This is a genomic window from Enterococcus sp. DIV0167 (assembly GCF_050541555.1).
Lineage (GTDB): Bacteria > Bacillota > Bacilli > Lactobacillales > Enterococcaceae > Enterococcus > Enterococcus faecalis.
This window is the reverse complement of sequence record NZ_CP172933.1, coordinates 1,765,233-1,790,510: the sequence shown is the minus strand read 5'-3', so window position 1 is coordinate 1,790,510 and position 25,278 is coordinate 1,765,233. Positions and strand designations below refer to the sequence as shown.

General features: G+C 36.3%; 25 protein-coding genes and 1 other RNA gene. 18 read left to right on the top strand and 8 right to left on the bottom strand.

Annotation, left to right across the window (positions count from 1 at the left end; genetic code table 11):
• The first annotated feature begins 70 nt into the window (after positions 1-70).
• The 6 genes from IGM09_RS08645 to IGM09_RS08620 all read left to right on the top strand — a co-directional run bounded on the left by IGM09_RS08645 (position 71) and on the right by IGM09_RS08620 (position 7,335).
• Positions 71-1,027, top strand: a complete 957-nt coding sequence (locus tag IGM09_RS08645) for an ABC transporter permease (RefSeq protein ID WP_002356852.1) — start codon at positions 71-73, stop codon at positions 1,025-1,027.
• 11 nt (positions 1,028-1,038) lie between these two features.
• A complete protein-coding gene (locus IGM09_RS08640) occupies positions 1,039-1,962 on the top strand; it encodes a carbohydrate ABC transporter permease (protein ID WP_002359877.1) in 924 nt (307 codons plus the stop codon).
• A gap of 23 nt (positions 1,963-1,985) precedes the next feature.
• Positions 1,986-3,452 carry an ABC transporter substrate-binding protein gene (locus IGM09_RS08635; protein ID WP_033625062.1) on the top strand — a complete coding sequence of 489 codons (1,467 nt, stop codon included), beginning with the start codon at positions 1,986-1,988 and terminating at the stop codon, positions 3,450-3,452.
• A 70-nt stretch (positions 3,453-3,522) separates the two neighbouring features.
• Complete coding sequence (locus IGM09_RS08630) at positions 3,523-4,158, top strand: YesL family protein (RefSeq protein WP_002362905.1); 636 nt, start codon at positions 3,523-3,525, stop codon at positions 4,156-4,158.
• On the top strand, positions 4,112-5,842 hold the full coding sequence (locus tag IGM09_RS08625) for a sensor histidine kinase (protein ID WP_029655980.1): 1,731 nt from the start codon (positions 4,112-4,114) through the stop codon (positions 5,840-5,842). Before IGM09_RS08630 ends, IGM09_RS08625 begins: the two co-directional genes overlap by 47 nt.
• An 11-nt stretch (positions 5,843-5,853) precedes the next feature.
• The gene (locus tag IGM09_RS08620) at positions 5,854-7,335 is read left to right on the top strand and encodes a response regulator transcription factor (RefSeq protein WP_033625061.1); all 1,482 of its coding nucleotides are present in this window, start codon (positions 5,854-5,856) and stop codon (positions 7,333-7,335) included.
• A 40-nt stretch (positions 7,336-7,375) separates the two neighbouring features.
• On the opposite strand, the gene IGM09_RS08615 is transcribed toward IGM09_RS08620, so the two are convergent.
• On the bottom strand, positions 7,376-9,517 hold the full coding sequence (locus IGM09_RS08615; protein ID WP_033625060.1) for a GH92 family glycosyl hydrolase: 2,142 nt from the start codon (positions 9,515-9,517) through the stop codon (positions 7,376-7,378).
• A gap of 172 nt (positions 9,518-9,689) precedes the next feature.
• Between IGM09_RS08615 and IGM09_RS08610 the strand changes: the two genes are divergently transcribed.
• Positions 9,690-10,790: an FUSC family protein gene (locus IGM09_RS08610; RefSeq protein WP_113826059.1), complete on the top strand. Its 1,101-nt coding sequence runs from the start codon at positions 9,690-9,692 to the stop codon at positions 10,788-10,790.
• Positions 10,791-10,833: 43 nt separating this feature from the next.
• On the opposite strand, the gene IGM09_RS08605 is transcribed toward IGM09_RS08610, so the two are convergent.
• Both IGM09_RS08605 and gloA2 read right to left on the bottom strand, forming a co-directional pair.
• Positions 10,834-11,316: an SRPBCC family protein gene (locus tag IGM09_RS08605; RefSeq protein WP_002356863.1), complete on the bottom strand. Its 483-nt coding sequence runs from the start codon at positions 11,314-11,316 to the stop codon at positions 10,834-10,836.
• Between the two features lie 21 nt (positions 11,317-11,337).
• Positions 11,338-11,718 carry an SMU1112c/YaeR family gloxylase I-like metalloprotein gene (gene gloA2, locus IGM09_RS08600; RefSeq protein WP_002366964.1) on the bottom strand — a complete coding sequence of 127 codons (381 nt, stop codon included), beginning with the start codon at positions 11,716-11,718 and terminating at the stop codon, positions 11,338-11,340.
• Between the two features lie 211 nt (positions 11,719-11,929).
• Here gloA2 and treP point away from each other — a divergent pair, with 211 nt between their 5' ends.
• Both treP and IGM09_RS08590 read left to right on the top strand, forming a co-directional pair.
• A complete protein-coding gene (gene treP, locus IGM09_RS08595; RefSeq protein WP_002383776.1) occupies positions 11,930-13,396 on the top strand; it encodes a PTS system trehalose-specific EIIBC component in 1,467 nt (488 codons plus the stop codon).
• A gap of 127 nt (positions 13,397-13,523) precedes the next feature.
• On the top strand, positions 13,524-14,528 hold the full coding sequence (locus tag IGM09_RS08590; protein ID WP_002356866.1) for a nucleoid-associated protein: 1,005 nt from the start codon (positions 13,524-13,526) through the stop codon (positions 14,526-14,528).
• 37 nt (positions 14,529-14,565) lie between these two features.
• On the opposite strand, the gene IGM09_RS08585 is transcribed toward IGM09_RS08590, so the two are convergent.
• Positions 14,566-14,919 carry a YxeA family protein gene (locus tag IGM09_RS08585; protein ID WP_002398569.1) on the bottom strand — a complete coding sequence of 118 codons (354 nt, stop codon included), beginning with the start codon at positions 14,917-14,919 and terminating at the stop codon, positions 14,566-14,568.
• A 198-nt stretch (positions 14,920-15,117) separates the two neighbouring features.
• Here IGM09_RS08585 and IGM09_RS08580 point away from each other — a divergent pair, with 198 nt between their 5' ends.
• Positions 15,118-15,822, top strand: a complete 705-nt coding sequence (locus tag IGM09_RS08580) for a zinc metallopeptidase (RefSeq protein WP_002384290.1) — start codon at positions 15,118-15,120, stop codon at positions 15,820-15,822.
• An 83-nt stretch (positions 15,823-15,905) separates the two neighbouring features.
• Complete coding sequence (locus tag IGM09_RS08575) at positions 15,906-16,244, top strand: hypothetical protein (RefSeq protein ID WP_002356871.1); 339 nt, start codon at positions 15,906-15,908, stop codon at positions 16,242-16,244.
• A 26-nt stretch (positions 16,245-16,270) separates the two neighbouring features.
• Here IGM09_RS08575 and IGM09_RS08570 read toward each other — a convergent pair whose 3' ends face one another.
• The gene (locus IGM09_RS08570) at positions 16,271-17,116 is read right to left on the bottom strand and encodes a PhzF family phenazine biosynthesis protein (protein ID WP_010713247.1); all 846 of its coding nucleotides are present in this window, start codon (positions 17,114-17,116) and stop codon (positions 16,271-16,273) included.
• A 56-nt stretch (positions 17,117-17,172) separates the two neighbouring features.
• Complete coding sequence (locus IGM09_RS08565) at positions 17,173-18,024, bottom strand: PucR family transcriptional regulator (RefSeq protein ID WP_033625058.1); 852 nt, start codon at positions 18,022-18,024, stop codon at positions 17,173-17,175.
• Positions 18,025-18,101: 77 nt separating this feature from the next.
• Between IGM09_RS08565 and tadA the strand changes: the two genes are divergently transcribed.
• The 3 genes from tadA (at position 18,102) to IGM09_RS08550 (ending at position 20,047) form a co-directional block, all read left to right on the top strand.
• The gene (gene tadA, locus IGM09_RS08560; RefSeq protein WP_002384292.1) at positions 18,102-18,623 is read left to right on the top strand and encodes a tRNA adenosine(34) deaminase TadA; all 522 of its coding nucleotides are present in this window, start codon (positions 18,102-18,104) and stop codon (positions 18,621-18,623) included.
• Between the two features lie 39 nt (positions 18,624-18,662).
• Positions 18,663-18,749: signal recognition particle sRNA small type (gene ffs, locus IGM09_RS08555), an RNA gene on the top strand.
• 153 nt (positions 18,750-18,902) lie between these two features.
• Positions 18,903-20,047 (top strand): IS3 family transposase gene (locus IGM09_RS08550; protein WP_113826046.1). Its coding sequence is split into 2 segments (ribosomal slippage): positions 18,903-19,176 and positions 19,176-20,047, totalling 1,146 coding nucleotides; the frame shifts between segments, so codons are not numbered across the junction.
• A 71-nt stretch (positions 20,048-20,118) separates the two neighbouring features.
• Here the strand turns inward: IGM09_RS08550 and IGM09_RS08545 are convergent.
• Positions 20,119-21,357 carry an aminopeptidase gene (locus tag IGM09_RS08545; RefSeq protein WP_002362125.1) on the bottom strand — a complete coding sequence of 413 codons (1,239 nt, stop codon included), beginning with the start codon at positions 21,355-21,357 and terminating at the stop codon, positions 20,119-20,121.
• Positions 21,358-21,607: 250 nt separating this feature from the next.
• Between IGM09_RS08545 and IGM09_RS08540 the strand changes: the two genes are divergently transcribed.
• Both IGM09_RS08540 and IGM09_RS08535 read left to right on the top strand, forming a co-directional pair.
• Positions 21,608-22,180 carry a TetR/AcrR family transcriptional regulator gene (locus tag IGM09_RS08540; protein ID WP_002356883.1) on the top strand — a complete coding sequence of 191 codons (573 nt, stop codon included), beginning with the start codon at positions 21,608-21,610 and terminating at the stop codon, positions 22,178-22,180.
• 157 nt (positions 22,181-22,337) lie between these two features.
• Entirely contained in the window at positions 22,338-22,811 is a 474-nt protein-coding gene (locus IGM09_RS08535; RefSeq protein WP_002356884.1) for a TspO/MBR family protein, read from the top strand.
• Between the two features lie 78 nt (positions 22,812-22,889).
• Here the strand turns inward: IGM09_RS08535 and IGM09_RS08530 are convergent, their stop codons facing one another.
• Positions 22,890-23,333 carry a flavodoxin gene (locus IGM09_RS08530; RefSeq protein WP_002356885.1) on the bottom strand — a complete coding sequence of 148 codons (444 nt, stop codon included), beginning with the start codon at positions 23,331-23,333 and terminating at the stop codon, positions 22,890-22,892.
• 174 nt (positions 23,334-23,507) lie between these two features.
• On the opposite strand from IGM09_RS08530, the gene map reads away from it, so the two are divergent.
• Together map and IGM09_RS08520 are read left to right on the top strand one after the other, a co-directional pair.
• Positions 23,508-24,272: a type I methionyl aminopeptidase gene (gene map / locus IGM09_RS08525; protein WP_002389095.1), complete on the top strand. Its 765-nt coding sequence runs from the start codon at positions 23,508-23,510 to the stop codon at positions 24,270-24,272.
• A 15-nt stretch (positions 24,273-24,287) separates the two neighbouring features.
• Positions 24,288-25,196, top strand: a complete 909-nt coding sequence (locus IGM09_RS08520; protein ID WP_010713249.1) for a YihY/virulence factor BrkB family protein — start codon at positions 24,288-24,290, stop codon at positions 25,194-25,196.
• Positions 25,197-25,278 lie beyond the last annotated feature (82 nt).

The following is a 25,278-nucleotide window of genomic DNA, read 5'->3' as shown; positions in this document are numbered from 1 at the left end:
ATCTATAATTTGTTTCTCAAATCCTATAATTTGTTCCTTAAAAAGATATTATGAAAACGCTATTATATTTATGAAAGGAGCGAAACGAATGAAGAAGAAAAACGGGTTTTTTCAAAATGTATGGCGTTATAAGGCCTTAATCCTTATGGCGTTACCAGGATTTATCTGGTTTATATTTTTCTTCTATATACCAGTCTTAGCCAATGTGGTCGCATTTAAAGATTTTCATATTTCACCAGATGGTTTCTTAGCTAGTCTAAGAGAAAGTCCTTGGGTTGGTTTTGAAAACTTTAAATTTTTATTTGCGTCAAAAGATGCTTGGTTAATTACTAGAAACACCATTTTGTACAATGTCGTCTTTTTAGCCTTTAACTTATTCTTTGCGATTGCTTTTGCTATTATTATGAGTGAATTAAGAAATCGTCGCTTGGTTAAAGTTTATCACACGATGTCATTGCTACCATATTTCTTATCTTGGATGGTTATTAACTATTTTGTTTATGCCTTTTTAAGTCCAGATAAAGGGATTTTGAATCAATGGATTACTGGTAATGGCGGCACAATGATTAACTGGTATGCAGATCCACGTTGGTGGCCAGTAATTTTTGTCTTCCTAAATGTTTGGAAGAGTCTAGGCTACAACAGTATTATCTACTATGCTTCTGTGATGGGGATTGATCCGACATACTATGAAGCAGCGATGGTAGATGGTGCCAACAAATGGCAACAAATAAAAAATGTTACGATTCCACAAATTTTACCAATGATGTCTGTTTTATTAATTTTAAACATCGGCGGTATCTTCAGAGCAGACTTTGGTTTGTTCTACATCGTACCAAGAAACTCAGGTGCGCTTTACAACGTGACAAGTGTGTTAGATACCTATATTTACAATGGCTTAACGGCTACTGGTGATGTAGGCATGACGGCAGCTGCAGCGTTATATCAATCTGTCGTTGGCGCATGTTTGTTATTAATTGCGAATTTAGTTGTTCGTCGAATTGAACCAGATTCAGCACTATTTTAGGAGGAAGGATTATGAAAAAGAAAAAAGTCACTAGCGTTAACGTTCGATCCTTCAACCCGACAGCGAATTTGATTTTCAATATTGTCATTGCTATTTTTGCTATTTCCTGTGTGGTTCCGTTTTTCTTTGTTATTATGATTTCATTGACAAGTGAAGGATCATTAGCAGCAAACGGCTATCGGTTTTGGCCAAAAGAATTTTCATTGGAGGCCTATCGTTACATTTTCCAAGGGGCAATGAGTCAACGCATTATTCATGCCTTAGGGGTAACGGTCTTCATTACGGTGACAGGGACGATTGTCAATGCAACAATGACGTCATTATATGCCTATGTCATTTCTCGTTCCAACTTTCCGTTTAAAAAATTCTTTACATTGTTTGCTTTAATTACAATGTTATTTTCACCAGGGATGGTTGCGAACTATTTAGTAATGACAAACTTATTGCAATTGAAAGATACAATTTGGGCGTTAATTTTGCCTTTAGCTTTAGGACCATTTAATATTTTAGTGATGCGAACGTTTTTCAAGAAAACCGTGCCTGACAGTATTATTGAATCAGCACGTATTGATGGCGCAAGTGAAATGCGCATTTTTGTCAGCATTGTGTTACCGCTAGCCGTTCCAGGGATTGCCACAATTAGTTTGTTTGCGGCTTTGGGTTATTGGAACGATTGGTTCAATGCGTTACTTTACATTCAAAAAGATACCTTGGTACCATTACAGTATTTATTGATGAAAATTCAAAACAACTTAGAGTTCTTATCAAGAAGTACGGATATGGGTGCAGCAGCACAAGAAGGCTTAGGCGTTCTACCAAGTGAATCGGCTCGAATGGCGATTGTTGTCTTATCTACGTTACCAATTGCGTTAACTTACCCATTCTTCCAAAAATATTTCGTGGGTGGTTTAACAATCGGCGGCGTGAAAGAATAAAATTGTACAGGAGGAAATAAGGAATGAAAAAATGGCAAAAAGGATTAGCCGTAGCTGGCGCAGCAGCTTTAGCTGTAGGATTAAGCGCGTGCGGTAAATCTTCAAAAGATGCAGCGTCAAAAGGTGATGATAGTACACCAACGTTATTAATGTATCGTGTTGGGGACAAACCAGATAATTATGACCAATTAATCGATAATGCGAATAAGATTATTGAGAAAAAAATTGGGGCAAAATTAAAAATGGAATTTGTTGGTTGGGGCGATTGGGACCAAAAAATGTCAACAATCGTTGCTTCTGGTGAAAGCTATGATATTTCATTAGCACAAAATTATGCAACGAATGCACAAAAAGGCGCCTATGCTGATTTAACTGATTTAGCACCTAAATATGCCAAAGAAGCCTATGATCAATTGCCAGATAACTATATTAAAGGAAATACGATCAATGGAAAACTGTATGCGTTCCCAATTCTAGGTAACTCTTACGGTCAACAAGTTTTAACTTTTAATAAAGAATATGTCGATAAATACAATTTAGATATTAGTAAAGTCGATGGTAGTTATGAAAGTGCAACGGAAGTTCTAAAAGAATTCCATAAAAAAGAACCAAATATTGCTGCTTTTGCTATCGGCCAAACATTCTTTGCAACAGGTAATTATGACTTCCCTATTGGTAACCAATATCCATTTGCAGTAAAAACAACTGAAAATGGCTCACCAAAAATTATTAACCAATATGCCGACAAAGACATGATTAATAACTTAAAAGTCTTACATCAATGGTATAAAGATGGCTTGATTCCAACAGATGCTGCTACAAGTACAACACCATATGACTTAAATACCAATACTTGGTTCATGCGTCAAGAAACACAAGGACCTATGGATTATGGTGATACAATCTTAACACAAGCTGCTGGCAAACCACTTGTTTCTCGTCCACTAACAGAACCATTAAAAACAACAGCACAAGCGCAAATGGCTAACTATGTTGTTGCAAACACGTCTAAAAACAAAGAAAAATCTGTTGAATTGTTAGGTTTATTAAACAGCAATCCAGAATTGTTAAACGGACTTGTTTATGGTGAAGAAGGCAAACAATATGAAAAAGTTGGTGATGATCGCGTGAAATTATTGAAAGATTACACACCAACAACTCATTTGAGTGCTTGGAACACAGGAAACAACTTAATCATTTGGCCAGAAGAATCTGTCACTGAAGACATGGTTAAAGAACGTGATAAGAGCATCGAAGAAGCAAAAGATTCACCAATTCTTGGTTTTACTTTTGTAAATGATAAAGTGAAAACTGAAATCACTAACGTTGCTACAGTTATGAATCGTTACGCAGCAAGCTTAAATACAGGAACTGTTGATCCAGAAGAAACACTTCCAAAATTAATGGATGACCTAAAAACAGCTGGCTGGGATAAAGTTCAAAAAGAAATGCAAACACAATTAGACGAATATATCCAATCTCAAAAATAATCACAGGAGGCTGAGGCATTAGCTGAGCGCTTTTGGCTCAGCCTTTTACATAATAGAAAGGAAGAGGAAGATGGAAAGTACAGGGATTCAGCGGTTGTTTTACCTTTCCTGGACAGTAATCAAACTAAATTTACTGTTTGTTTTATTTAGTTTAGCTGGAGGGATTATTTTTGGTGTTGGTCCAGCACTCCAAATGATGACTGATTTCATTTTGGAAGAGGGCATGAATTATCAAGCAATCACCGTTAAACGAGCATTTGAATCATGGAAAGCACATTTTAAAAGAAGTAACTGTTATTTTCTACTTTTTCTCTTCACTTTAGGATTTGTTTTTTATAATATTTATTTAGCCGTTCAATTTACCGGAATAATGTGGTTAATTATTACATTTATTTTATTTTTTGTTTCCCTAATACTCGTTATTTTTTACATTTATATGCTACTATATGAAGGAAGCTATTTTATCTCAACTATTGATTTAATGAAGCTTTCATTTATCAGTATCTTTTTAAACCTCGGTGTATTTTTTAAAGTCTTATTCGGTGTAATTAGTATCGTTGCTTTAACTTGGAAAATGAAAGGACTGCTACTATTTGCTTCGTTTGCCTTAATTATGATGTGGTGTGCCTATGTCACGCGCAAAAATCGCCAGTTTATTGATGGAAAGTTGGAACAAAATGAAGCGAATCTTCAAAAAACTGTTTAAAAAAAAATATTTATTAAATCGATTAGTACAAAAATACAGTCTACTGTTAACAAGTATTATTTTGTTAACGGTGGCTGCTTTGTGCGTTTATGTTACTTATACAATTAACTTATCAATTGATTCACAAAAAAATAACGCCGTTTCCCAAATTGACAGCTATGTAACGAATAAAAATAATGCGGCGACAAATATGATTAATGAATTAGCTGGCTCTGCAAGTAAAATTGAAAACATGCGAAAATATATGGAACTTTCTCCTCCTGAGTATTTTGACTATACTTACAGTCAATGGTCGGAAGATCGGGTCAGTACCCACTTTGGAAATAATTTAAGTACATTATTTAGCACCTTTCCTGACTTAGAAGAAGTGATTATTCGCTTAGATGAATTTGATCAGGTTTTGTTCGCCAATCGCACAGCTACAAATGGGAAAAAAATGGATATGTCATCAATTAAAAAACATGGCTTTCAACTAATGCGAATTATCTCCGATCCTTATACAGGACAACCGCTGGGAGAATTGTACACTGTGTTTTCAAGTCAAGAGTTGCTAGGCAACCAAGCAGACTTATTGAAAAAATCAGGTATTAATGCGTTTATCTATGATAGTGCTGGGAATCAAATTTTTTCTGAAAAAGCACAATTTACCAAAGAAGAAGAGCGGCAACTAGATAAAAGAATGCACACCGATAGTGACATTCAACAGGTTTTTCATAATCGCTACGATATTACGGAAATAGAAAGCAGTGGCCGGAGTACCATTCTCTTATTAACAAGCCGCCGAGTCTTATTTCAACAATTGTTTATGAATTATGCAGCCATTTTAGGGATTGGGTTACTTTTGATTGTTATTTTATTAGTGGGCTTAAACCGCCTGTTTAAACGCTATTCTCAACAAGTCCAATTAATTTTAGAAGCGACACGAGCCATTGGCGATGGCAATTTAAAAGAACGAATTGACACGAATCAAGTTCAGGAAGAATTGAATGATATTGCTTCTGCGATTAATTTTATGGTAGACAGTTTAGATCAATACATTCACGATATTTATACTTTAGAAATTAAGCAACGCGATGCCCACATGAGAGCATTACAGTCGCAAATTAATCCTCATTTTCTTTATAATACGTTGGAATATATTCGCATGTATGCCTTGAGTCGGCAACAAGAAGAACTAGCTGATGTTGTCTATGCTTTTTCAACGTTACTTAGGAATAATATTAACCAAGAAAAAACCACGACCTTGGCAGAGGAAATCTCATTTTGCGAAAAATATGTGTATTTGTATCAAATGCGTTATCCCGACCAATTTGCCTATAAGTTCGAAATAGAAGAAGCAATTGCTGATGTTGAAATTCCTAAGTTCATTATTCAGCCGCTTGTCGAAAATTATTTTGTGCATGGTATTGACTATCAACGACAAGACAATGCTATTAAGGTCCACGCCTACCGAGAAGGCGAAAAAATTATTGTGGCTGTTGTGGATAATGGAAAAGGAATCACCGCCAATCGGTTAGAGGAAATTCGCGCACGTTTAAATCAAACAGAAATAGAAACGGAACAATCCATTGGATTAAGAAATGTTCATGAACGTTTACAACGCTTTTTTGGGGAGAGTTATGGTTTAACCATTGAAGGGAAAGAAGGAGAAGGGACGACAATTCGTCTTTCGTTTGTAGCATAAGGGGTGAAAAGATGTATCGAGTGATGTTTGTTGATGATGAATATATGATTTTAGAAGGCTTAAAATGGATTATTCCTTGGCAAGAGTTAGGCTTTGAAATTGTTAAAACAGCGCGTAGTGCGCAAGAAGCATTGGCTTTTTTAGAAACAGAATCCATTGATGTTTTATTAACAGATATTACGATGCCGGAAATGAGTGGGATCGAATTAATTGAGCAAGCAAAGAAAAAAGGACATCAATTTATTAGTTTAATTTTATCAGGTTATCAAGAGTTTGATTACGTCAAAAAAGGCATGGCTTTGCAGGTCCAAGATTATCTTTTGAAACCAGTCAATAAACAAGAACTATTAGCCAATATCCAGAGAATTAAAACAGAATTGGACCAACAAAAAAAATCCCATGCCCGCGTGCGTCTATATCTAGAAAATGGCTTGATGCGTTGGCTTAATGATGAAATCAGCGAAGGGGAATACGAAGAGTTAATGCAGCAATTTACGACTATAAAACCAGGTGATTTTACCGTTTTATTGGTTGAAGCTGAGATGCCTTTTTTAGAAGCAATTAAAGAACTATTTATGGAAAAAGGCCAACTGTTATTCATTGAAAGTTGGATGAGTACGTACCACCAATTGTTACTTATCTATAAAGGGGCCAGACAAGAAGCGTTCTTATTTATTCGTGAAATTGAAGCGATTCTAGCTGGTCAAGGTCAGATTTTTGTAGGGGAATCTGTCAATGAATGGGAAACGGTTTATGAAAGTTATGAGAAAGTAAAACAGTTGCAAGCAATTGAAACGTTCTATCAAGAATTTCTGCCAAATAATCAAAAAGAACAAATGAATCGTTCGGCAGAAGATTTTACTTTTCTAGCGTTTAACCAAGCCTTGATGATTGGGGATATGCAGACCATTCAACGGGAATTAGATGCCATTTTCAATCAGTTAAGTCAACAACACGCTACGCCAGAATATGTACGCTATGTAGTCTTTTTACTTTTTTCAGATATTTCCCGTCAGTATCCAACTGTGTTAGAAGAAAACTATGAAAAAATCGTGGAAGAAATTCGAGCCAGCAACAATCTTAATACACTGTATGCGTTAATGCAGCAAGTCTTAGCAGAAGTGAAAAATAAACCTAAAATAAAAAAATATTCAGAAAGTGTTAGCCAAGCTGTAGAAAGAATTGAACAAGGCTATTTAGAAGAATTAAACTTAAAAACGGTGGCGGATGAGCTTCATTTGAATCCTAGTTATTTAGGCCAAATTTTCAAAAAAGAAACCAAGCGGAGTTTTTCTCAATATTTGAATCAAGTGCGTACCAAGCATGCCCAGAAATTATTATTGTACACGGATGATACAATCAACGAAATTTCAGAAAAAGTAGGATTTAACAATACCAACTATTTTTCAAAAATGTTTAAAAAATTAAATGGAATTACGCCAAAAGAATTTCGAGAGCAATACCAATCAAATTACGCAGGTGTCGAAGAATAAAAAGAAAGATGTTCAATTTTTATGAACATCTTTCTTTTTATTATTTTTCCGTACTTAATGAAAACGGTCGTTCTGCTGTGTTTTGTGGATTCGGGACGATCCCTAATTGATAATCTAAAGTCCCGCCATTTAATAGTTCTTGATGAGTAAAATAAGGCGCAGTATGTTTTTCTTGGTTTAACTGAATTTCATGAATAAATTGTTGTTGGACTTTGTTTGGTGATGTTTGAATGGTTAATTGTTTACCATTTGATAGTTTTACTTCCGCCGTCTGGACTAAAGGCATCCCGATTACATATTCACCAGTTCCTGGTGTGACGGGATAAAAGCCTAAGCTATTAAAAATATACCAAGCAGACATGCTGCCATTGTCTTCATCACCTGGATAGCCAGTTGGTGAAGCATCAAATGTTTGCATTAGTTGTTTTAAAAGTGGTTGAGCCATCTCTGGTTTGCCGATGTAGCTGAATAGAAACGGATAATGGAAACTTGGTTGATTTGAGATGGCTAATTGACCAAAATCAATTGCCGCCATTTCACTCATTTCATGAATTTCAAAACCATAGCCTTCAACGTTAAAGTTAGGCGCTTGATTGCATAGCTGAATTAATTTTTTTTCGAAAGCTAACTCGCTACCATATAGCTTAATCAAACCTGCAAAATCTTGATAAACCGCAAAACTTGATTGCCAAGCACTTCCTTCGGCGTAATCTTTGCCCCAACGAATATCTAAAAAGTCAGGACGGAAATTGCCTTCAGTGTCCTTGGCTTGCATAAAGCCAGTTTCAGGATTAAAAAGTTGTTGATAATTCAAGGCTTGTTGACGATAAAATGTTGCGGTCTCTGAATCATTCAGTGTTTTTGCAACTTGCGAAATACAGAAATCGCTGTACGCATAGTCTAAGGTATGATTGACAGATTCATGATAGGTTGAAGGAACATAGCCATATTTTAGATAATCCAGAGTTCCTTGACGTCCATAATTTTCTCGTTCGCTTTGTTGTGTGGCGCCTTTTTTCATCGCTTCTAGGAACTGAGGCATCAAGTCAGGACGAATCTTTTTCACGGCGGCATCAGCAATGACAGCGTCAATCAAGGTGCCGGGCATTAAACCACGCTCATCTGGCGATAACCATTTTGGCAAGAAACCTGTTTCGTTGTAACTATTTAAAAAGCCTTCTAGCATCTCTTCGTATTTTTCTTGAGCAATGAGTGAGAACAATGGGTAAACCGTTTTATAAGTATCCCAAAAGCCATTATTGGTATATAGTACACCAGGACGAACCGTTTGTGAGAACGTATCATAATGAATCGGCTGCTGATTTTCGTCCAATTCATAAAAGGTTTGCGGAAATAGGAATGTTCGATACAGTGTATGATAAAACGTTTTAGTATGTTCAGGATTTTCATGCGTTACTTTAAGGCGATCGAAATAATTATGCCAATCTGCGATTCCTTGTTGCAGCATCTCAGTAGAACGCAAAGAGATTTCTCGCGCTAAATTTAACTGCGCTTGTTTTTCAGAAATAAATGAACTACTAAAATGAACAACTTGTTGAGCAATATTTCCAAAAGAAAGAAGGATTTTGCCATCTTCGCCTGAAGAAGGGGCAAACCATTTGGTTAAAGGCTGTTCAAAATGAAGCACGAAATAAAAACTAAAATCTGGATCTTCACAACCAGAATAGTTGATGACTTTTACAGCCACTTGATGGTTATCTAATTGTTTTACTTGATAACGTCCAGGCAGAGTTAGTAGTAAGTGATTATCTTTTTGTTGATAATCAATGGTTAAGATACCACCATACATGCTTGGGATTAATTGAGAAGTGATTTGATAGCGTAATTGAGTTAAGTTAATTTCGACAGGAGAAAAAAGACTTTCTTCTGGACGATAAGAACTTTGGGCATGGAATAAAGAAAGTTCCGACAATGAACCACTGACAGGGGTCATTAATAAATGGCTAAAATCACCCATCCAAGGACTTGGTTGATGCGTTACTCGATAGCCTTGAAATGTTCGATCTTCTGGATGAAACCACCAGCTGCCTTTTTGGTCAGTTGTTTGCGGGGCGTAAAAATTCATCCCAAATGGCACGCCAGTATAGGGTAGACAATTTCCATTTGAAAAACTATGTTGGTTGGCAGTTCCGTGTCGCGTATCAATCGCTTGAATATTCATGAAAGTAGCTCCTTTGTTTTAAATGATATATCATATAGGCTGATTATAGCACAAAAAACGAGAAATGAAAGCGTATTTATTCGCTTTTTTATTTATTTTTAACGAATTGGTATATTCAATTTGGAGAGGGAATTGACAAGCATGTTACAATGGATAAGGAATCGATATTGGAGTGATTGTTATTTATTTTTTTAGTACAAAAAGTCAGCAATTTTTTGCGTATGTTTGGGCCATTTTCCCAGTCATCGCCTTTTTTTTGGTTAGTTTTTATACATTGGATTTTTTATTTTCCCCAAGCTATTTAATTATGGTGCCTGTATTTACTATTATGTTTAAAATTAACTATAAAAAAGATTATTCGTTTGTAGCGCTGCTCAAAATGAGTATCAGGCAATTTGTGATCAGTTTTTTAGCATTTATAGCTAGTAGTTCCTTTAGCTGGTCTATTATTTTAAATAGTAGTGTGACATTTTTAATTGTTTATTTATTTTATTCATCTGCGACACCCATGCGGTATCATAGTTATTTGATGATGTTTACGTTTTGTCAGTTAATCCAGGTTAAAGGAAATACATTTTTGATGCAATCTCAAGTTGTGGCCTTTTTAATTGGTCTTTTTTTATTGGCTTTAACACTAAACGCTTGGTGGCAAACAGGATTAAGTCAGTTAGCCAGCTTAAAGAGTAGAGGCCATAAAAGCATTCAATTAAATATGAAACAACAAAAATTGGCGGTTATTAATTTCTGGCACGACTTACAACAGACTTTTTTTGGGATCACAAGTTTCAAACAATTTTTAGAAAGTCCTGACGAAAGGGTGCAACGATTTCGTTTAGCTATTCGTATGAGTTTCACCATTACGCTGAGTTTTATTTTAATGTGGAGTGTAGGAGGCATTAAAATAATTTGGATTCCGATGAATGTTTTTCTACTCTTGCATCCAGTGAAAGCAGAAATGAACACGCGTATTAAGACACGTTTTTGGGGGACTCTTTTAGGATGTTTCCTTAGTCTGTTTGTTGTCAATTGGCTTCAATTGCCACTGACACACCTCGTTGTTTCTAGTTTGATTGGCATTTTTGTTTATTCCCTAAAACCAGGAACCGTGTTACAAGTGACAATGGCAACGATTTTTGGGTTATGTTTGGCAACAATTAGTTTACGAGGGATGTACGCCGCAGAGTTGCGGGTCTCTTTTGTATTATTGGCAATTTTTGTTGTTTGCTTAATTGATTTAGGTTTATTTGTTTATCAGCGTATTTTACGTTTTTAAAAAGTGTGGCACAGAGGGTGATTTACCCGTTGTGCCACACTTTTTAATTTTCTAAATTCGTTAATTTTTCTAAGTAATGATTTTCTATTTGCGGAAAATCTATTTTTTCTGGTGCTGCATCAGGGGTTTCAACTACTTGCTTCAAGCGGTTGAGAACAATTGACCAACCAGCGATATCTTTATGGCGAGGTGTTGTAAAATTTTCTGGGAGAGATTCTGAAAAGACTAACAGGGTCTGATGAGGTGCTTGTTCTTTTAAGTCAAAATAGATGATACCAGTATCCCAAGTCACGCCCAAATATTTTTCCTCTGCGTAGTCAGTGAAAGGCATCGTTTCTTCAAAATCGGGCAGAATAAACCGCCAAAACCCGTTAACACCTAATTCACCAATTTCTAATTCTGGAAACCATTGTTTTAGCTTGTCTGTCTCAGTCAGGTAGCGCCAAATCGTTTGAGGGCTGGCTGAAATTGCTCGTTCTGTACCAAAATAAATCGTCTGGTTTTCTAAGCGAAAGGTATCTTTCATTTTGTTTCTCTCCTTTATTTATTATTCATGAAGTTCTAAAGGTAGTCCATCTGGATCAAAAAAGAAGGTCATTTTTTCACCCGTAAAATCATCTACTCGTAGCGGTTCTGTTTCAATTCCTTGCTCATTTAAAAAAGCAATCACTTCTTCAATATGTTCAACTTTAAAAGCTAAATGACGTAATCCTAAAGCTTCAGGATAAGAGGGGCGAGCGGGAAATTGATCAGAAATAAAAATTTCCAATTCTTGGCTGCCTAATTTTAAATCTAATTTAATATCGTTTTTTTCGGGACGATGATTTTCGCGAAGAACTTCAAAGCCCAACTTTTCGACATAAAAATTTTTAGTTACTTGATAATTTGAGGCATTGATTGCCACATGATGAATTTCTTTAAAAAACATTTTTCATACTCCTTTTCGTTTTTTCCCTCTGTAGTATAGCAATAAAGAAGCAGCTAAAAAAGCGTTCTGTTTGACTCTTTAAGAAAAGACAAGGGATTTGTAAAAAAATAAAATTATTTTTTTGAAAGAAAGCGCTTGCCAAAAAAAGAATAATCAAGTATGATGTATATACAACTTAATTGTATATACAAGTTTGAGAGGAGAATGTAAAATGGGTAAGTTTCAAAGCGATGCACAGCAGTTGTTGAAAGCAGTAGGAGGCAAAGAGAATATTTCAGCTGTTTCTCATTGTGCAACTCGAATGCGTTTTGTATTAAAAGATCCAAAAAAAGCGGATGTACCTGTGATTGAAGATATTCCTTCTGTAAAAGGAACCTTTACCAATGCTGGACAGTTTCAAGTAATTATTGGGAATGAAGTCCCACAATTTTATAATGATTTTTCTGCAATTTCCGGTTTAGAAGGGGTTTCAAAAGAAGAAGGGAAAGCAGCTGCCAAAAGTAATTTGAGTCCTGTTCAACGAGTTGTTTCTGTTTTAGCTGAGATTTTTACACCATTAATTCCTGCACTTGTTATCGGGGGATTGATTTTAGGATTCCGCAATATTTTGGAAGGGGTTCCATTTGGCTTTCTTGATGGTCAAACAATCGTGGAAGTTTCTCAATTTTGGAATGGGGTCAATTCATTCTTATGGTTAATCGGCGAAGCAATTTTCCACTTCTTGCCAGTTGGGATTACGTGGAGTATTACGAAGAAAATGGGAACCACACAAATCTTGGGGATTGTCCTAGGGATTACATTAGTCTCACCACAACTTCTGAATGCTTATTCAGTTGCGACGACTAAAGCAGCAGAAATTCCTTTCTGGGATTTTGGGTTTGCTCAAGTTAACATGATTGGTTATCAAGCGCAAGTTATCCCAGCTATGTTAGCCGGCTTCTTGCTTGCCTATCTTGAAATTTTCTTTAGAAAAGTGATTCCTCAAGCAATTTCAATGATTTTTGTCCCATTGTTTGCTCTAGTACCAACAGTATTGGCTGCACATGTCATTTTAGGACCAATCGGTTGGACGATTGGTAGTTGGGTCTCTGATATCGTAAATGCAGGATTAACGTCAACATTTAATTGGTTATTTGGTGCCGTCTTTGGCTTTATGTACGCACCATTAGTCATCACTGGGTTGCATCATATGAGTAATGCGATTGATTTACAGTTGATTGCTGACTTTCAGTCAACCAACTTATGGCCAATGATTGCTCTATCAAATATTGCACAAGGTTCAGCGGTTTTAGCAGTTATCTTTATGCATCGTGGAAACAAAAAAGAAGAACAAGTTTCGATTCCAGCAATGATTTCTTGTTACCTAGGTGTGACTGAACCAGCGATGTTTGGGATCAACTTAAAATATGTTTATCCATTTGTTGCGGGCATGATTGGTTCGGCAATGGCAGGAATGTTTGCCACTTTAATGGGCGTTCGTGCGACAAGTATCGGCGTCGGTGGCTTGCCAGGAATTTTATCTATTGTGCCACAATATTACTTGCCATTTTTAGGCGCAATGGTGATTGCTATTATCGTACCAATGGGCTTAACTTATATTTTCAGAAAGAAAGGCATCTTTAATAAAGTCGATCCAGTTGATGAAGCAACAGGGATGTTATACAGCGAAGAAGGGTAATCGCTTTTTGAAGTAAAGAAGAATTTGTAGACATTTGTCTACGAATTCTTCTTCTTTTTATAGAAACTATTGGCTTTTTTCTCTCTTTCAGTTAGACTAAAAAGGTTGAGAAAAGGAGAGCGTAAAAATGGATATTTATTTAAAAAAAGCAATTTTACACATTATTGATCGAGAAACTGGGACGCCGGTTTTCTCTGAAAAGGAACTAGATTTAACGACCGAGTATATTCGAACGTATTTAACTGCAAAAATTTCAAAACTTTCGACTGCACAAACAAAGACTGGAACATTGGCGGAAAATAGTTCCTTTGTTGACACGTTACGTGGGATTCCTAGTGATTTTGTGAAGAAAAGCCAAGAAGTTACCCAACATTGGTATGATGTTTATTCAGGAAGCGAAGATGCGCCTAGTGCTGATATTTTGTTCATTTTATATGAATTAGATACGGTGTTACATGTCGCAATGATTAAATTAAACTATAAAGAAAGTTACACGCATTACGTCGACTATGAGGAAGAATCCGTTTATAACAAACTGATTATCAACCGAGCAATTTTGTCTTCAAAATCACAAAAACCAGATGAAGGGATTACGGTTGACTTAGATACATTAGCGTTTGAATTACTAGAGAAAAGATATGAATTTTCAGGAGAAAAAATCTGGTATTTCTCTGAAAAAGTGATTGAGACGCAAGCGGCGCCTTCCATGGAAGAAAATATCAAAGAAATTAAAAAAGCAGTCAAACGCATTGGAAAGAAATTTAACGAAGATGAGTTTGAACTAATGGCTTCTGTAAAAGAAGCGGTGTATGATAGCATTGAGGAAACGGGGACGATTGACAATGAGCAGATTGCTGAGCAAGTGTTTAAAGAAAATGTATCAGCTAAATTAGCTTACCAAGAAGAAGTGAATGAATCGAAGTTTGTCGACAAAACACCGCCAGTCAGAGAATCTCGCGAAATTTCTGAAAAGAAATTTGGCAAACAAAAGTTAAAAATGGATAATGGTATTGAATTAATTGTTCCGTTAGATGTTTACCGCAATGGCGATTTAATTGAATTCGTCAATAATCCAGATGGCACAGTGTCCATTATGCTAAAAAATATCGAAAAAATTAGTAATCAATTATAAAGAAAAAACCGTTGGTCGTTTGCCAACGGTTTTTTCTTTATTTTAATTTTTCTAAAGCTTTTTCAGGGACTTCTTTTTCTGTCACTTCATTCCAACTGATCACGCCTTTACGGGGATTGACTTTCAATTTTAGATAGGCTTTCATACGTAAAGGTTGATCACGGTATTCATTTAATTCCACGGTCTTTTCTTCGCCGTTTTTATTAAACGCAGGTTGTTGATAGTAATACATGGTCGTCGGTTCACCAGAATCTGATTTTTCATCTTTCTTTTCACCAGATGTTGTGATTTGTGTATAATAGGCTTCTCCGCCGTAATAGTAATTATAAACGCCCCAGCTACCACCGGCTAAAATGACTAAGGGGATTAATATTTTTAGTAATGTTTTCATTTTCCTCACCTCAAGGAATAGTATGCCTTTTTTTTAGAAAATTTGCCATATTTTTTTCCGTTAATTGAGTGACACTTTTGTTAGTTTTGGTACTTTCTTGAAAAATTCATCATTTTTTTAAACAAAAGACAACGTTTGTCGCTCCCTTTTTTTCACTATCATGCTACAATAAAGAAAAAAAGATGGAGGTAGAGGACAATGATGCCCTTTTATTTTGGAATCGATCCAACCTATATATTGGTAATTATTGGAATTGCGATTTCTGGTGCGGCCTCCGCATATGTTAACAGTACCTTTCGTAAATATGATCAAGTACGAAGCAGTAAACATGTTACAGGCACGCAGGCAGCACAATATATTTTACAAAAAGAACAAATTAATGATGTTGGAGTTCAGCAAATTGCGGGTGATTTAACCGACAATTATAATTCTGGAAACAAAATGTTGAGCTTATCCGAAGCCACTGCTCAATCGACATCGGTCGCGGCTATTGGCGTGGCGGCTCATGAATGCGGACATGCGGTACAAGATCATACGAACTATGTGCCTTTACGTCTTCGTGCAGCCATTGTTCCAGTTGCCAACATTGGCTCAACCATCTCCTTTCCACTAATTTTGATTGGTGTTTTATTTAGTTGGAATCAAACATTAATCAACATTGGAATTTTGGCTTTTTCATTAGCCTTGATTTTTCAATTGGTGACTTTACCGGTGGAGTTTAATGCGTCTAGACGTGCATTAAGTATTCTTTCTGAAGGTGGGTTATTAACAGAAGAAGAAGTCCCAATGGCCAGAAAAGTTCTTTTTGCAGCTGCACTTACCTACGTAGCAGCGGCGCTTTCGACCTTTTTACAACTTTTACGTTTGGTTATTTTATTTGGTGGTAACAACCGACGAGACTAAGTGCTAGTAAAGGTCTTTCTATTACGCATAAAAGTAATAATATGTTATGATTAAAGTAGAAAATAACAGAGGAGCTGAAGGAAATGAAAGCATCAACAAAAATTGGTATCGGTTTAAGCATTGCTGCAGTTGCAAGTGTCTCTGTTGCAGTCATCGCTTCTGAAAAAATTATTAAGAAGGTATCTCATGTTTCCAATCGTTATAAAGTTAAAAAGTTTGTAGACGATAAATTTGATGGAAACCAAAAATTATTATCGATTGTCGATGATTTATCCGATGATGAATTAGATTCTGTTTTAAATGTTGTTGATCGTGTGAAAGATGGCGGTTCAAAATTAGCTGAATATGGCGAAAAAGTTAAAGACAATACAGATTCTTTAAAAGAACGCTTTTTCACATTTATTGAAGATGCAATGAAGTAAAAAAGATGGCCTAGGCCATCTTTTTTTTATAAAAATAATTCTTTTGTTTCAACATAATAGCCTCTGCCACCAACTAAAACTTGATCAATTGTCTTTTGGGATGTAGTGTTCAAACGCACTAAGACTTCTGAAGGAGCGTTTAAGGTATAACCTTGGGCAAAGGTGTAATTGGTTTTTTGTAAAATTTGGTGATGGTACAGATAACAAGCTAACGCACCATTTGATGTACCAGTAGCGGCTTCTTCATCGATGTCATAAAGGGGCGCAAAATTCCTACAAATGATATTTTCTTCAGACAAAGCAAAAAGATGCATCCCAATAACTCCATACTTTTGACTAAGTAACTTAATTTTTTCAAAGTTTGGTTGTAAATCCTGTAATAATTGCGTATTTTTAATGGGAACCAAAATATCTTTTAGGCCCGTTGACACAATCTGGATAGGAAAAGCAGTTGCCACTGCGTTTAAATCAAAGCATCCGCTCAATTCTTCTAAAGTGAGCGTATCATAAAAAGTTGGGACAGTTTGTTCCATAAATAGTTGTTCACCGTTCGCCGTGATTGCGAGCAAACCGCTGTTCGTTTCGATTGTATATTCTGTTTGCAATAATTTATTTAAGTGCTTCATAATGGTGAAAGCGCCAATTGTCGCGTGGCCACATAAGTCGACTTCTTCTTTTGGTGTAAAATATTCAAGGCGGAAATCAGCAATCTTTGAGTCTGAAATAAAAGCAGTTTCTGCAAATCCTAGTTCTTTGGCGATGGCCATTTTTTGGGTTCTCGTTAAGGGCTGTGTCATAAAAACAACGCCTGCTTTGTTGCCACCTTCGTGGTTTTTACTAAATGCACTAGCGACATATGCGGTAATTTTCATTGGAACGCCTACTTTCTAATTGGGAATAAAAAACATACGAGTACAAAATGGACGTGCTACTTTCTTAATAACAAATAACAAAAGATTAAATCATCCATTTTTTTTAAAGATAAGCCAGTTTGTTCAAAAAACTTTTCCAACCGATAGTGTAAAGTATTTCGATGCATAAATAAATCTTTTGCAGTGGAGCTGATATTGCCTTGATTTTTCCACAAAGCGCTGATGATTGGCTGAATATCGGTGTCTTTATTTAATAAACGACGATAATACTCGACAAGTATATTTTGACTCATGGCTTCCTTGGTAAAATAGTGGAGGGCGACATCGGTTAAACTAAAAACAGTCGTCCGACTAGAGGAATTAAGTTCTTCTGAAAAAATACGTTGTTCTTCATGGAAACAACGCCGGAGAATGTCTTCAGAGGAATAAAAATTGCCAACAAATACAGCACTAGTGCAATCAAAGTCTGTATCTAATGTTAAAAAGATCCCTTGAATTTCTTCTTGTTGAAAGGTCTTTTTTGACTGTTCTTCAACTAAAATATACATATTATTACTTGGACTGAAACAATCAACTGTATCTGGAAACATCTTTGTTAAATTAAATTGCCATTCAGCTTGTAATTCTTTTGGGACATTCGTTTGAATTTGCAACATACGAAAGGTCCCTTCGGCAGGTAATTTTGCCTGTTGAAATAAGTAACTGAACCAAGGATGGTTACCAGTAATTGTTGGGTTTTCAGAAATCGGGAAAAGCGCTTCCAACAAATGCTGTTCTTTAATACTTAAGAAAGCTTTATTCACAATGAAAAATTGGTCGTCAACAGGAATTGAATAGGTGGCTTCGGAACCAATTGTTTTTGATAAATAGCCTTTGGGATAAAGCTGAGATAAATTTTCAATAATCATAGACACACCTCACTGATTTATTGTACCATGAAGCAAGACAGAAGTTTAGTGGGAAAAAGCCGAAAGGTGGAAATTAATTGGGAAAAAAAGAAACAACGTTAACACAAGAAGAAAAAGAATTTTTTATGCGAGAAGCCATTGCAGAAGCGAAAAAAGCAGAAGGTTTGGCTGAGGTGCCTATTGGAGCTGTAATTGTTCGGCAAGGGGAAATTATTGGCCGCGGGCATAATCTGAGAGAAGCACGGCAAGAAGCAACGGCGCATGCAGAAATGTATGCAATCCAAGAAGCGTGTCGCGGGATAGAAAATTGGCGTCTAGAAGAAACCCAATTATTTGTAACTTTAGAACCTTGTCCAATGTGTAGTGGGGCGATGCTTTTAGCACGAATTCCAGAAGTTTATTATGGCGCAACTGATCCTAAAGCAGGCACTGCTGGGACTTTGATGAATTTATTAGAAGATGAACGCTTCAATCATGTGGCCTATGTCGAAGCAGGCGTTTTAGAAGAAGAGTGTCGCTTATTGCTAGTTCAGTTCTTTAAAAGGTTACGGGCAAAGAAAAAAGAAGAGAAACTTTTAAAAAATCAAAAGAAAGACTAGTCAAAAGAATAAAAATACGTTATACTAGGTTTTGCCGAAAGGCTAGGACAATGGCGGGCTAGTGAATTGTGTCAGATCCGGAAGGAAGCAGCACTAAGCAAGTGCCGCCATGTGTCTGATTGAATAAGGAACGTATCAAGGCTGAGAAGCCTTTTTTTATTTGAAATAAAAAGAAGCAAGCCGTAAAAAAGGAACTGACCCAATAAACTGAGACAAAATAAAAAAGCACCTCTTGTTGAATTCACGTTAAAATGAATTTAACTAGGGGGTGCTTTTTCAATGGGAAATCGAGTGTCTTATCCGATTCACATCAAAGAAATGGCTATACAGATGAAAAAAGAGAATATTCCTGTAAAAACGATTATGGCAGAATTAGGCATTAAAAACAAAACACAAATTGAAACATGGTGGCGTTGGTACCGTAATGGCGAGAATCATCGTCTGGTTCAACCCGTTGGAAAACAATATGCTTATGGAAAAGGTCCAGAAATTCTATCAAATGAACAACAGCTTAGAAATGAAAATAACTATTTAAAAATGCATATTGAGGTGCTAAAAAAGTACAAAGAATTGGAAAGGACGTGGAGCCAGAAATATTTGTAGAATTAGTTAAAAAAATGAAAGGAAAAATAACCATTACTGCATTGTGTCAACTTTTCGGCGTTTCGCGAGCTACTTATTATCGTTGGACTCATCGAAAAGACTTAGGAAAGTTAACACCTCTTGAAGAAGCCGTTCGTCGACTTTGCTTCCAGCATAAGTTTCGATATGGCTATCGAAAGATTACTGCGTTGATTAATCAGGAATACAAAGTAAACAAAAACACCGTACAAAAGATTATGCAGAAATATCATTGGAATTGTCGCGTGAAAATGAAGAAACGCAGTAAAGTGGGACAACCTTACACGGTTGTCGAGAACAAGCTAAATAGACAATTTTCTTCAGACGCTCCTTTAAAGAAATTGGTAACAGATATTACTTATCTGCCTTTTGGTCAAAAGCAATTGTATTTGTCTTCAATTATGGATTTATACAATGGTGAAATTATTGCCTATACCATCGGTGATAAGCAAGATACGGCTTTTGTTCTGGATACACTTGATCAATTGCCCCAAACAACGGATTGTCTATTGCATAGTGATCAGGGCTCTGTTTATACTTCTTTTGACTACCAGAATCAAATAAAAGCAAAAGGCATTACCATGAGTATGTCCCGCAAAGGGACACCTTCAGATAATGCCTGCATCGAATCGTTTCATGCCTCACTAAAGTCTGAAACGTTCTACTTAGATGGGCTCACAAGTGAACCTACATCTATTGTAATAGAAATTGTAAAAAAATACATTACTTATTATAATGAAAGTCGAATTCAACAAAAACTAGACTACCAATCGCCGATAGACTATCGGAAATCAGCAGTCTAGGAAAATGCTTTTTTATTCCTGTCTCACAATCTTAGGTCAGTTCCAAAATAACGGCTTGCTTCTTTTTAAATTTATGCCCAATCGCCATTTCTAAAAACTGGAACAATCGTCCCGTCTTCCTTAATGCCGTCAATATTCATTTTGTCAGATCCTACCATAAAGTCCACATGTGTTTGGCTACGATTTAAACCAGCTTCAGCTAATTCTTCTTCGCTCATCTCCGTGCCGCCTTGTAAGTTGAAGGCATAGGCCGAACCAAAGGCTAAATGATTAGAGGCATTTTCATCAAACAATGTATTATAAAAAATCAAACCGGATTGTGAAATTGGTGAAGGGTCTGGTACTAAAGCAACTTCTCCTAAGTGTTTGGCACCTTCATCAATAGCTAAGAGATTTTTCAATGCTTCTTCGCCTTGTTCAGCTGAGAAGTCAACAACTTTTCCATCTTTAAATGTAAATTTCATTCCCGAAATGATTGTGCCAGCATAACTTAGTGGTTTTGTACTAGAAACATAACCATCAACGCGGCGACTATCTGGGGCGGTGAAAACTTCTTCTGTTGGCATATTAGCCATAAATTCTTCCCCACGAGCGTTATAACTACCAGCGCCTTCCCATAAATGGTTTTTAGGCAAACCAATCGTTAAATCTGTCCCAGGAGCTGTGTAGTGTAAAGCAGTAAATTGTTGTTCGTTTAATTCAGCCGCTTTTTCTTGTAATTTTTTATCATGGATATCCCAAGCAATAACTGGGTTTTCTTCATAAATTCGTGTTGTTTTGAAAATTTCATTCCAAAGTGCATCAACTTGTTCTTCACTTGTTGCTAATTCTGGAAAGACTTTAGCTGCCCAGCCTTCACTAGCAGCAGCTACAACAGTCCAACTTACTTTGTTGGCTTGTGTTGCTTTTCGTAGGTTGACCAATGCTTTCCCATTAGCCGCTTGGAAAGCTGCTACACGTTGTGCATCCACGCCAGCTAATGCATCAGGATTAGAAGAAACCACGCTAATTCGGCTTGCGCCTTTGGCAATCCAATCATCGGTTTGATCAATTTTATATTGAGGAACATTTTCAATACGATCAGTTGCAGCATGAGCTAAAAATTCACGTTGAATGGTTTCGTCACTCCATTGAACAATTACTTCGGCCGCACCTAAGCGATAAGCTTCTTCCGTAATTAAGCGGGCAAGGGGCGCTTGATCGACACTGATTTGTAAAACAACCGTATGATTGTCCTGAACATTGACACCCGTTTCAGCAATTAAACGTGCATATTTCTTTAGATTTTCATTAAAATTCTCTAAGGTCATTCGTGATTCCTCCTTCATTTTGATGGGTAATGACTGCTCATATCATAACACGGAAGAGCAGGGAACTCAACGAAATAAAGCCTTTATCAACTGTTATTTTAAGTTGGGGTAAAAGTTGTCGTGCTCCCGCTCAGTGAACTTTTGTACAAAGAGTTGTTCTAATTTTGCATAATAGAAAAATCGTGTTACAATAACCATAAGCATTTATTTGGAAGCGTTGTATATGAATGAATAAAGGGGATAGGGAATTATGGCAAGAAAAAAAACCATTACGAAAGAGCAGATTTTAACAGCTGCCTATGAAGTAGTCGCCACTGAAGGATTTTCGAAGTTCACTGCACGTAATATTGCTAATAAAATGAAATGTTCCACCCAACCGATTTATTTGGAATTTAAAAACATGGATGATTTACGCGATGCTTTATTCCAAAAAATTCATAAATACTTAGCGAAAGAAGTCTTTCCAGTAAAACATACCGGAAATACAATTGTTGATTTGGCTTTAAACTATATTCATTTTGCGACAAGTGAAAGTAAGTTATACCGTGCGCTTTATTTAGAAGAATATGGTGGCGGCAAAAAAATGCAAGAATTCTCTTATCACTATTTTACTGAAGCGGTAAAAGCTGATCCTGAGTATGCTAATTTAAACGATGTTCAAATTGACTCTTTACACATGGGAACATGGGTGGTCGCTACTGGTGTGGCTGCGTTGATGACTTCTGGAATTATTCATCCTTCAGAAGAACAAATCATTCATTTAATGAAAGATAGTATTGAAGCAATTCTTGAACGAGATGAACCAATTGATATTGACCTATAAAAATTAAAAAAAGTGTAACCTCATGCTGATAACTTCTGTGAGGTTACAGCAAAAGACTGTTTCTTAAAAGAACGGTCTTTTTTTGTTAAGTGTATTAATGGTAGATTATTCGCAACCATGCTACAGTAAAGAAGAGAAATAGAAAGGGGCAAAAAACATGAACCGAGTGAAAGATAAGCGTTTATGGCTAAGTATTGTAGGAATTACCGGACTAGGGCTCTTGTCGGGCTTATTTTCAGTAAATGCGAGAGAATATTATCAAGCGTTGAGATTACCAAGTTTTGCTCCGCCAGGCTGGTTATTTGGACCGGTGTGGTTGGTGTTGTATATTTTTATGGGCATTACTTTTTATTTCATCTTAGTTCATCCAAATAAACAACAGAAAAAACGGATGATTACGCTATTTATTTTACAATTTATTGCGAACTTTTTCTGGACATTTTTCTTTTTTTCTTTACAAAATAATTTATTATCTGTGATTGATATCTCATTGTTATGGCTATTATTAATAGTTCAACAGTGGGACTACTTGCGTTATAAATTAATAACGCGTGGCTGGTTGATGATTCCTTATATTCTTTGGGTTACTTTTGCGGCTGCTTTAAATTACAGTATTTTATTTTTAAATTAGGAATATCAAAACACCAGAGAAAAATGGGAACTAGCCATTTTTCTCTGGTGTTTTTTTTATTTATTTATTTCAACGTAGTTATTCTGCGGCAGTTGCTAATTTTTTCGCAAATTCTTCTAAACGTTGGATGTCGTCTTCTTCAGCGGCTAGATCAACTTTAACGCTGTCGGCGCCTTTTTTTGCCCCAATTTGAGTAAAGACTGCTTCGAAGTCGTCCACCGATTTACAAAAATCATCATAAAACGTGTCTCCTGAACCACAAACGCCGAAGATTTTTCCTGATAAATCAATCTCTTGTAAGTCTTCATAAAAGTCGACAATTTCATCAGGTAAATCGCCATCGCCATACGTATATGTAGCTACTACACAGATATCGGCCTCTTCAAAATCAGCGGCATCGACTTGCGTACACTCATCAATTTCGACCTCTAATTCTAAATCTTCAAATGCTTCTGCAACAATGTCGGCAATTTCTTCTGTATTCCCAGTCATGCTTGCATACACAATTTTAGCTAACGTCATAAACTTTCTTCCCCCTCATACAATTCTGTCACTTATTATAGCAGATGCGCATTTCTTATAAAAGACTAGCGAGTGCTTTTATTAAGGGACTTTTTGAAAATTGGTGTTTGAACAATCTTTTTTGCCAAAAATGTGATAAAATAATTTGAATGAAACAAGTTTAGGAGAGATAGTATGATTACATTAAAATCACCACGAGAAATTGAAATGATGGATGAATCAGGGGAATTATTAGCGGATGTTCACCGTCATTTACGGACGTTTATTAAACCTGGCATTACAAGCTGGGATATTGAAGTATTTGTGAGAGACTTTATTGAAAGTCATGGTGGCGTGGCGGCTCAAATTGGCTATGAAGGCTACAAATATGCTACTTGTTGTAGTATCAACGACGAAATCTGCCACGGATTTCCTCGTAAAAAAGTATTAAAAGATGGCGACCTAATCAAAGTAGATATGTGTGTCGACTTAAAGGGCGCAATCTCTGATTCATGCTGGTCTTATGTCGTGGGTGAATCAACACCTGAAATTGATCGCTTGATGGAAGTAACCAAAAAAGCGCTATATCTTGGGATTGACCAAGCACAAGTAGGAAATAGAATTGGCGACATTGGTCATGCAATTCAAACGTATGTAGAAGGAGAAGGCTACGGGGTAGTTCGCGATTTTGTAGGCCACGGCATTGGCCCAACTATCCATGAAAGTCCAATGATTCCTCACTATGGTGAAGCAGGTAAAGGACTACGTTTAAAAGAGGGAATGGTTATTACCATTGAGCCAATGGTTAACACAGGAACTTGGCGCATGAAAATGGACCCAAATGGTTGGACTGCTTATACTGAAGATGGCGGTCTAAGTTGTCAATATGAACATTCATTAGCGATTACGAAAGAAGGTCCAAGAATCTTAACGTCACAAGGCGAAGAATTGACTTATTAATAAGGAGAGTGTGTGATGAAGTTTCTCGACAACATCAAAAAGAATCAATCTTTGATGCGTTTTATTGAGACAACGCAAAGTCACATGGTCACAGCCGAAATAGGCAACAGCTCAGTGGTTGTTGCCTATTATTTATTACTCTCGCTGTTTCCATTACTGATTGCGGTAGGTAATGTCTTACCTTATTTAAGAATCGACCCTAATTCTGTGTTGCCTTATATTGCAGAGGCGATTCCGAAAGATGTTTATAAGAACTTAGAACCAGCGATTCGTTCACTACTGACTCAACGTTCAGGCGGGTTGCTTTCTGTTTCCGCTTTAGCAGCATTTTGGAGTGCCAGTCAAAGTATTAATGCACTACAAAATGCGATGAATAAAGCTTTTGGTGTCGAACAAAGGAAAAATTTTATTCTCGTAAGAGTGGTCTCATTTTTAGTTATTTTGTTATTTATGGTAGCGATTGTTGGTGTAGTAGTAATTTTAGGTCTGGGTCAGTACATTATTGAATTATTGCAACCAATTTTCCATTACTCAACATCTGTGATCGATACTTTCCAAGCGTTAAAATGGCCGTTAACGACCGTTGTTTTATTAGTGATTATGTGTTTGATTTATGCGGTCGTTCCTAATCGGAAATTATCGTTACGTTCTATTTTGCCAGGGGCTATTTTTTCGACAGTCGGTTGGATGCTATTATCACAAATTTTTGGTTTGTACGTAAAATATTTTAGTTCTAGAATCGCAAGTTATCAAATCATCGGGAGTTTTATCATCTTGATGTTATGGTTGAATTTTGCTGCCACGATTATTATTTTAGGAGCGATTGTCAACGCTGTCGTTGATGAATACTTATCTGGAGATAAAGAAAAAAAACAACCAAGTTTTGAACAACGCTTGTTTAGATGGTTTAAAAGGAAAAAATAAATGGATTTCTTTAAAAAAGTCTAAACCGTTGCCAGAACACATGTTTCAGCTTGTAAATGCTTCAGTTTACGGTATAATATAC

What these genes read in the sequence shown, in the direction of transcription:
- IGM09_RS08645 (WP_002356852.1), top strand. Translation starts at nt 71, where the DNA reads ATGAAAGGAGCGAAACGAATGAAGAAGAAAAACGGGTTTTTTCAAAAT.
- IGM09_RS08640 (WP_002359877.1), top strand. Translation starts at nt 1,039, where the DNA reads ATGAAAAAGAAAAAAGTCACTAGCGTTAACGTTCGATCCTTCAACCCG.
- IGM09_RS08635 (WP_033625062.1), top strand. Translation starts at nt 1,986, where the DNA reads ATGAAAAAATGGCAAAAAGGATTAGCCGTAGCTGGCGCAGCAGCTTTA.
- IGM09_RS08630 (WP_002362905.1), top strand. Translation starts at nt 3,523, where the DNA reads ATGGAAAGTACAGGGATTCAGCGGTTGTTTTACCTTTCCTGGACAGTA.
- IGM09_RS08625 (WP_029655980.1), top strand. Translation starts at nt 4,112, where the DNA reads ATGGAAAGTTGGAACAAAATGAAGCGAATCTTCAAAAAACTGTTTAAA.
- IGM09_RS08620 (WP_033625061.1), top strand. Translation starts at nt 5,854, where the DNA reads ATGTATCGAGTGATGTTTGTTGATGATGAATATATGATTTTAGAAGGC.
- IGM09_RS08615 (WP_033625060.1), bottom strand. Translation starts at nt 9,517, where the DNA reads ATGAATATTCAAGCGATTGATACGCGACACGGAACTGCCAACCAACAT.
- IGM09_RS08605 (WP_002356863.1), bottom strand. Translation starts at nt 11,316, where the DNA reads ATGAAAGATACCTTTCGCTTAGAAAACCAGACGATTTATTTTGGTACA.
- gloA2 (WP_002366964.1), bottom strand. Translation starts at nt 11,718, where the DNA reads ATGTTTTTTAAAGAAATTCATCATGTGGCAATCAATGCCTCAAATTAT.
- treP (WP_002383776.1), top strand. Translation starts at nt 11,930, where the DNA reads ATGGGTAAGTTTCAAAGCGATGCACAGCAGTTGTTGAAAGCAGTAGGA.
- IGM09_RS08590 (WP_002356866.1), top strand. Translation starts at nt 13,524, where the DNA reads ATGGATATTTATTTAAAAAAAGCAATTTTACACATTATTGATCGAGAA.
- IGM09_RS08585 (WP_002398569.1), bottom strand. Translation starts at nt 14,919, where the DNA reads ATGAAAACATTACTAAAAATATTAATCCCCTTAGTCATTTTAGCCGGT.
- IGM09_RS08580 (WP_002384290.1), top strand. Translation starts at nt 15,118, where the DNA reads ATGATGCCCTTTTATTTTGGAATCGATCCAACCTATATATTGGTAATT.
- IGM09_RS08575 (WP_002356871.1), top strand. Translation starts at nt 15,906, where the DNA reads ATGAAAGCATCAACAAAAATTGGTATCGGTTTAAGCATTGCTGCAGTT.
- IGM09_RS08570 (WP_010713247.1), bottom strand. Translation starts at nt 17,116, where the DNA reads ATGAAAATTACCGCATATGTCGCTAGTGCATTTAGTAAAAACCACGAA.
- IGM09_RS08565 (WP_033625058.1), bottom strand. Translation starts at nt 18,024, where the DNA reads ATGATTATTGAAAATTTATCTCAGCTTTATCCCAAAGGCTATTTATCA.
- IGM09_RS08545 (WP_002362125.1), bottom strand. Translation starts at nt 21,357, where the DNA reads ATGACCTTAGAGAATTTTAATGAAAATCTAAAGAAATATGCACGTTTA.
- IGM09_RS08540 (WP_002356883.1), top strand. Translation starts at nt 21,608, where the DNA reads ATGGCAAGAAAAAAAACCATTACGAAAGAGCAGATTTTAACAGCTGCC.
- IGM09_RS08535 (WP_002356884.1), top strand. Translation starts at nt 22,338, where the DNA reads ATGAACCGAGTGAAAGATAAGCGTTTATGGCTAAGTATTGTAGGAATT.
- IGM09_RS08530 (WP_002356885.1), bottom strand. Translation starts at nt 23,333, where the DNA reads ATGACGTTAGCTAAAATTGTGTATGCAAGCATGACTGGGAATACAGAA.
- map (WP_002389095.1), top strand. Translation starts at nt 23,508, where the DNA reads ATGATTACATTAAAATCACCACGAGAAATTGAAATGATGGATGAATCA.
- IGM09_RS08520 (WP_010713249.1), top strand. Translation starts at nt 24,288, where the DNA reads ATGAAGTTTCTCGACAACATCAAAAAGAATCAATCTTTGATGCGTTTT.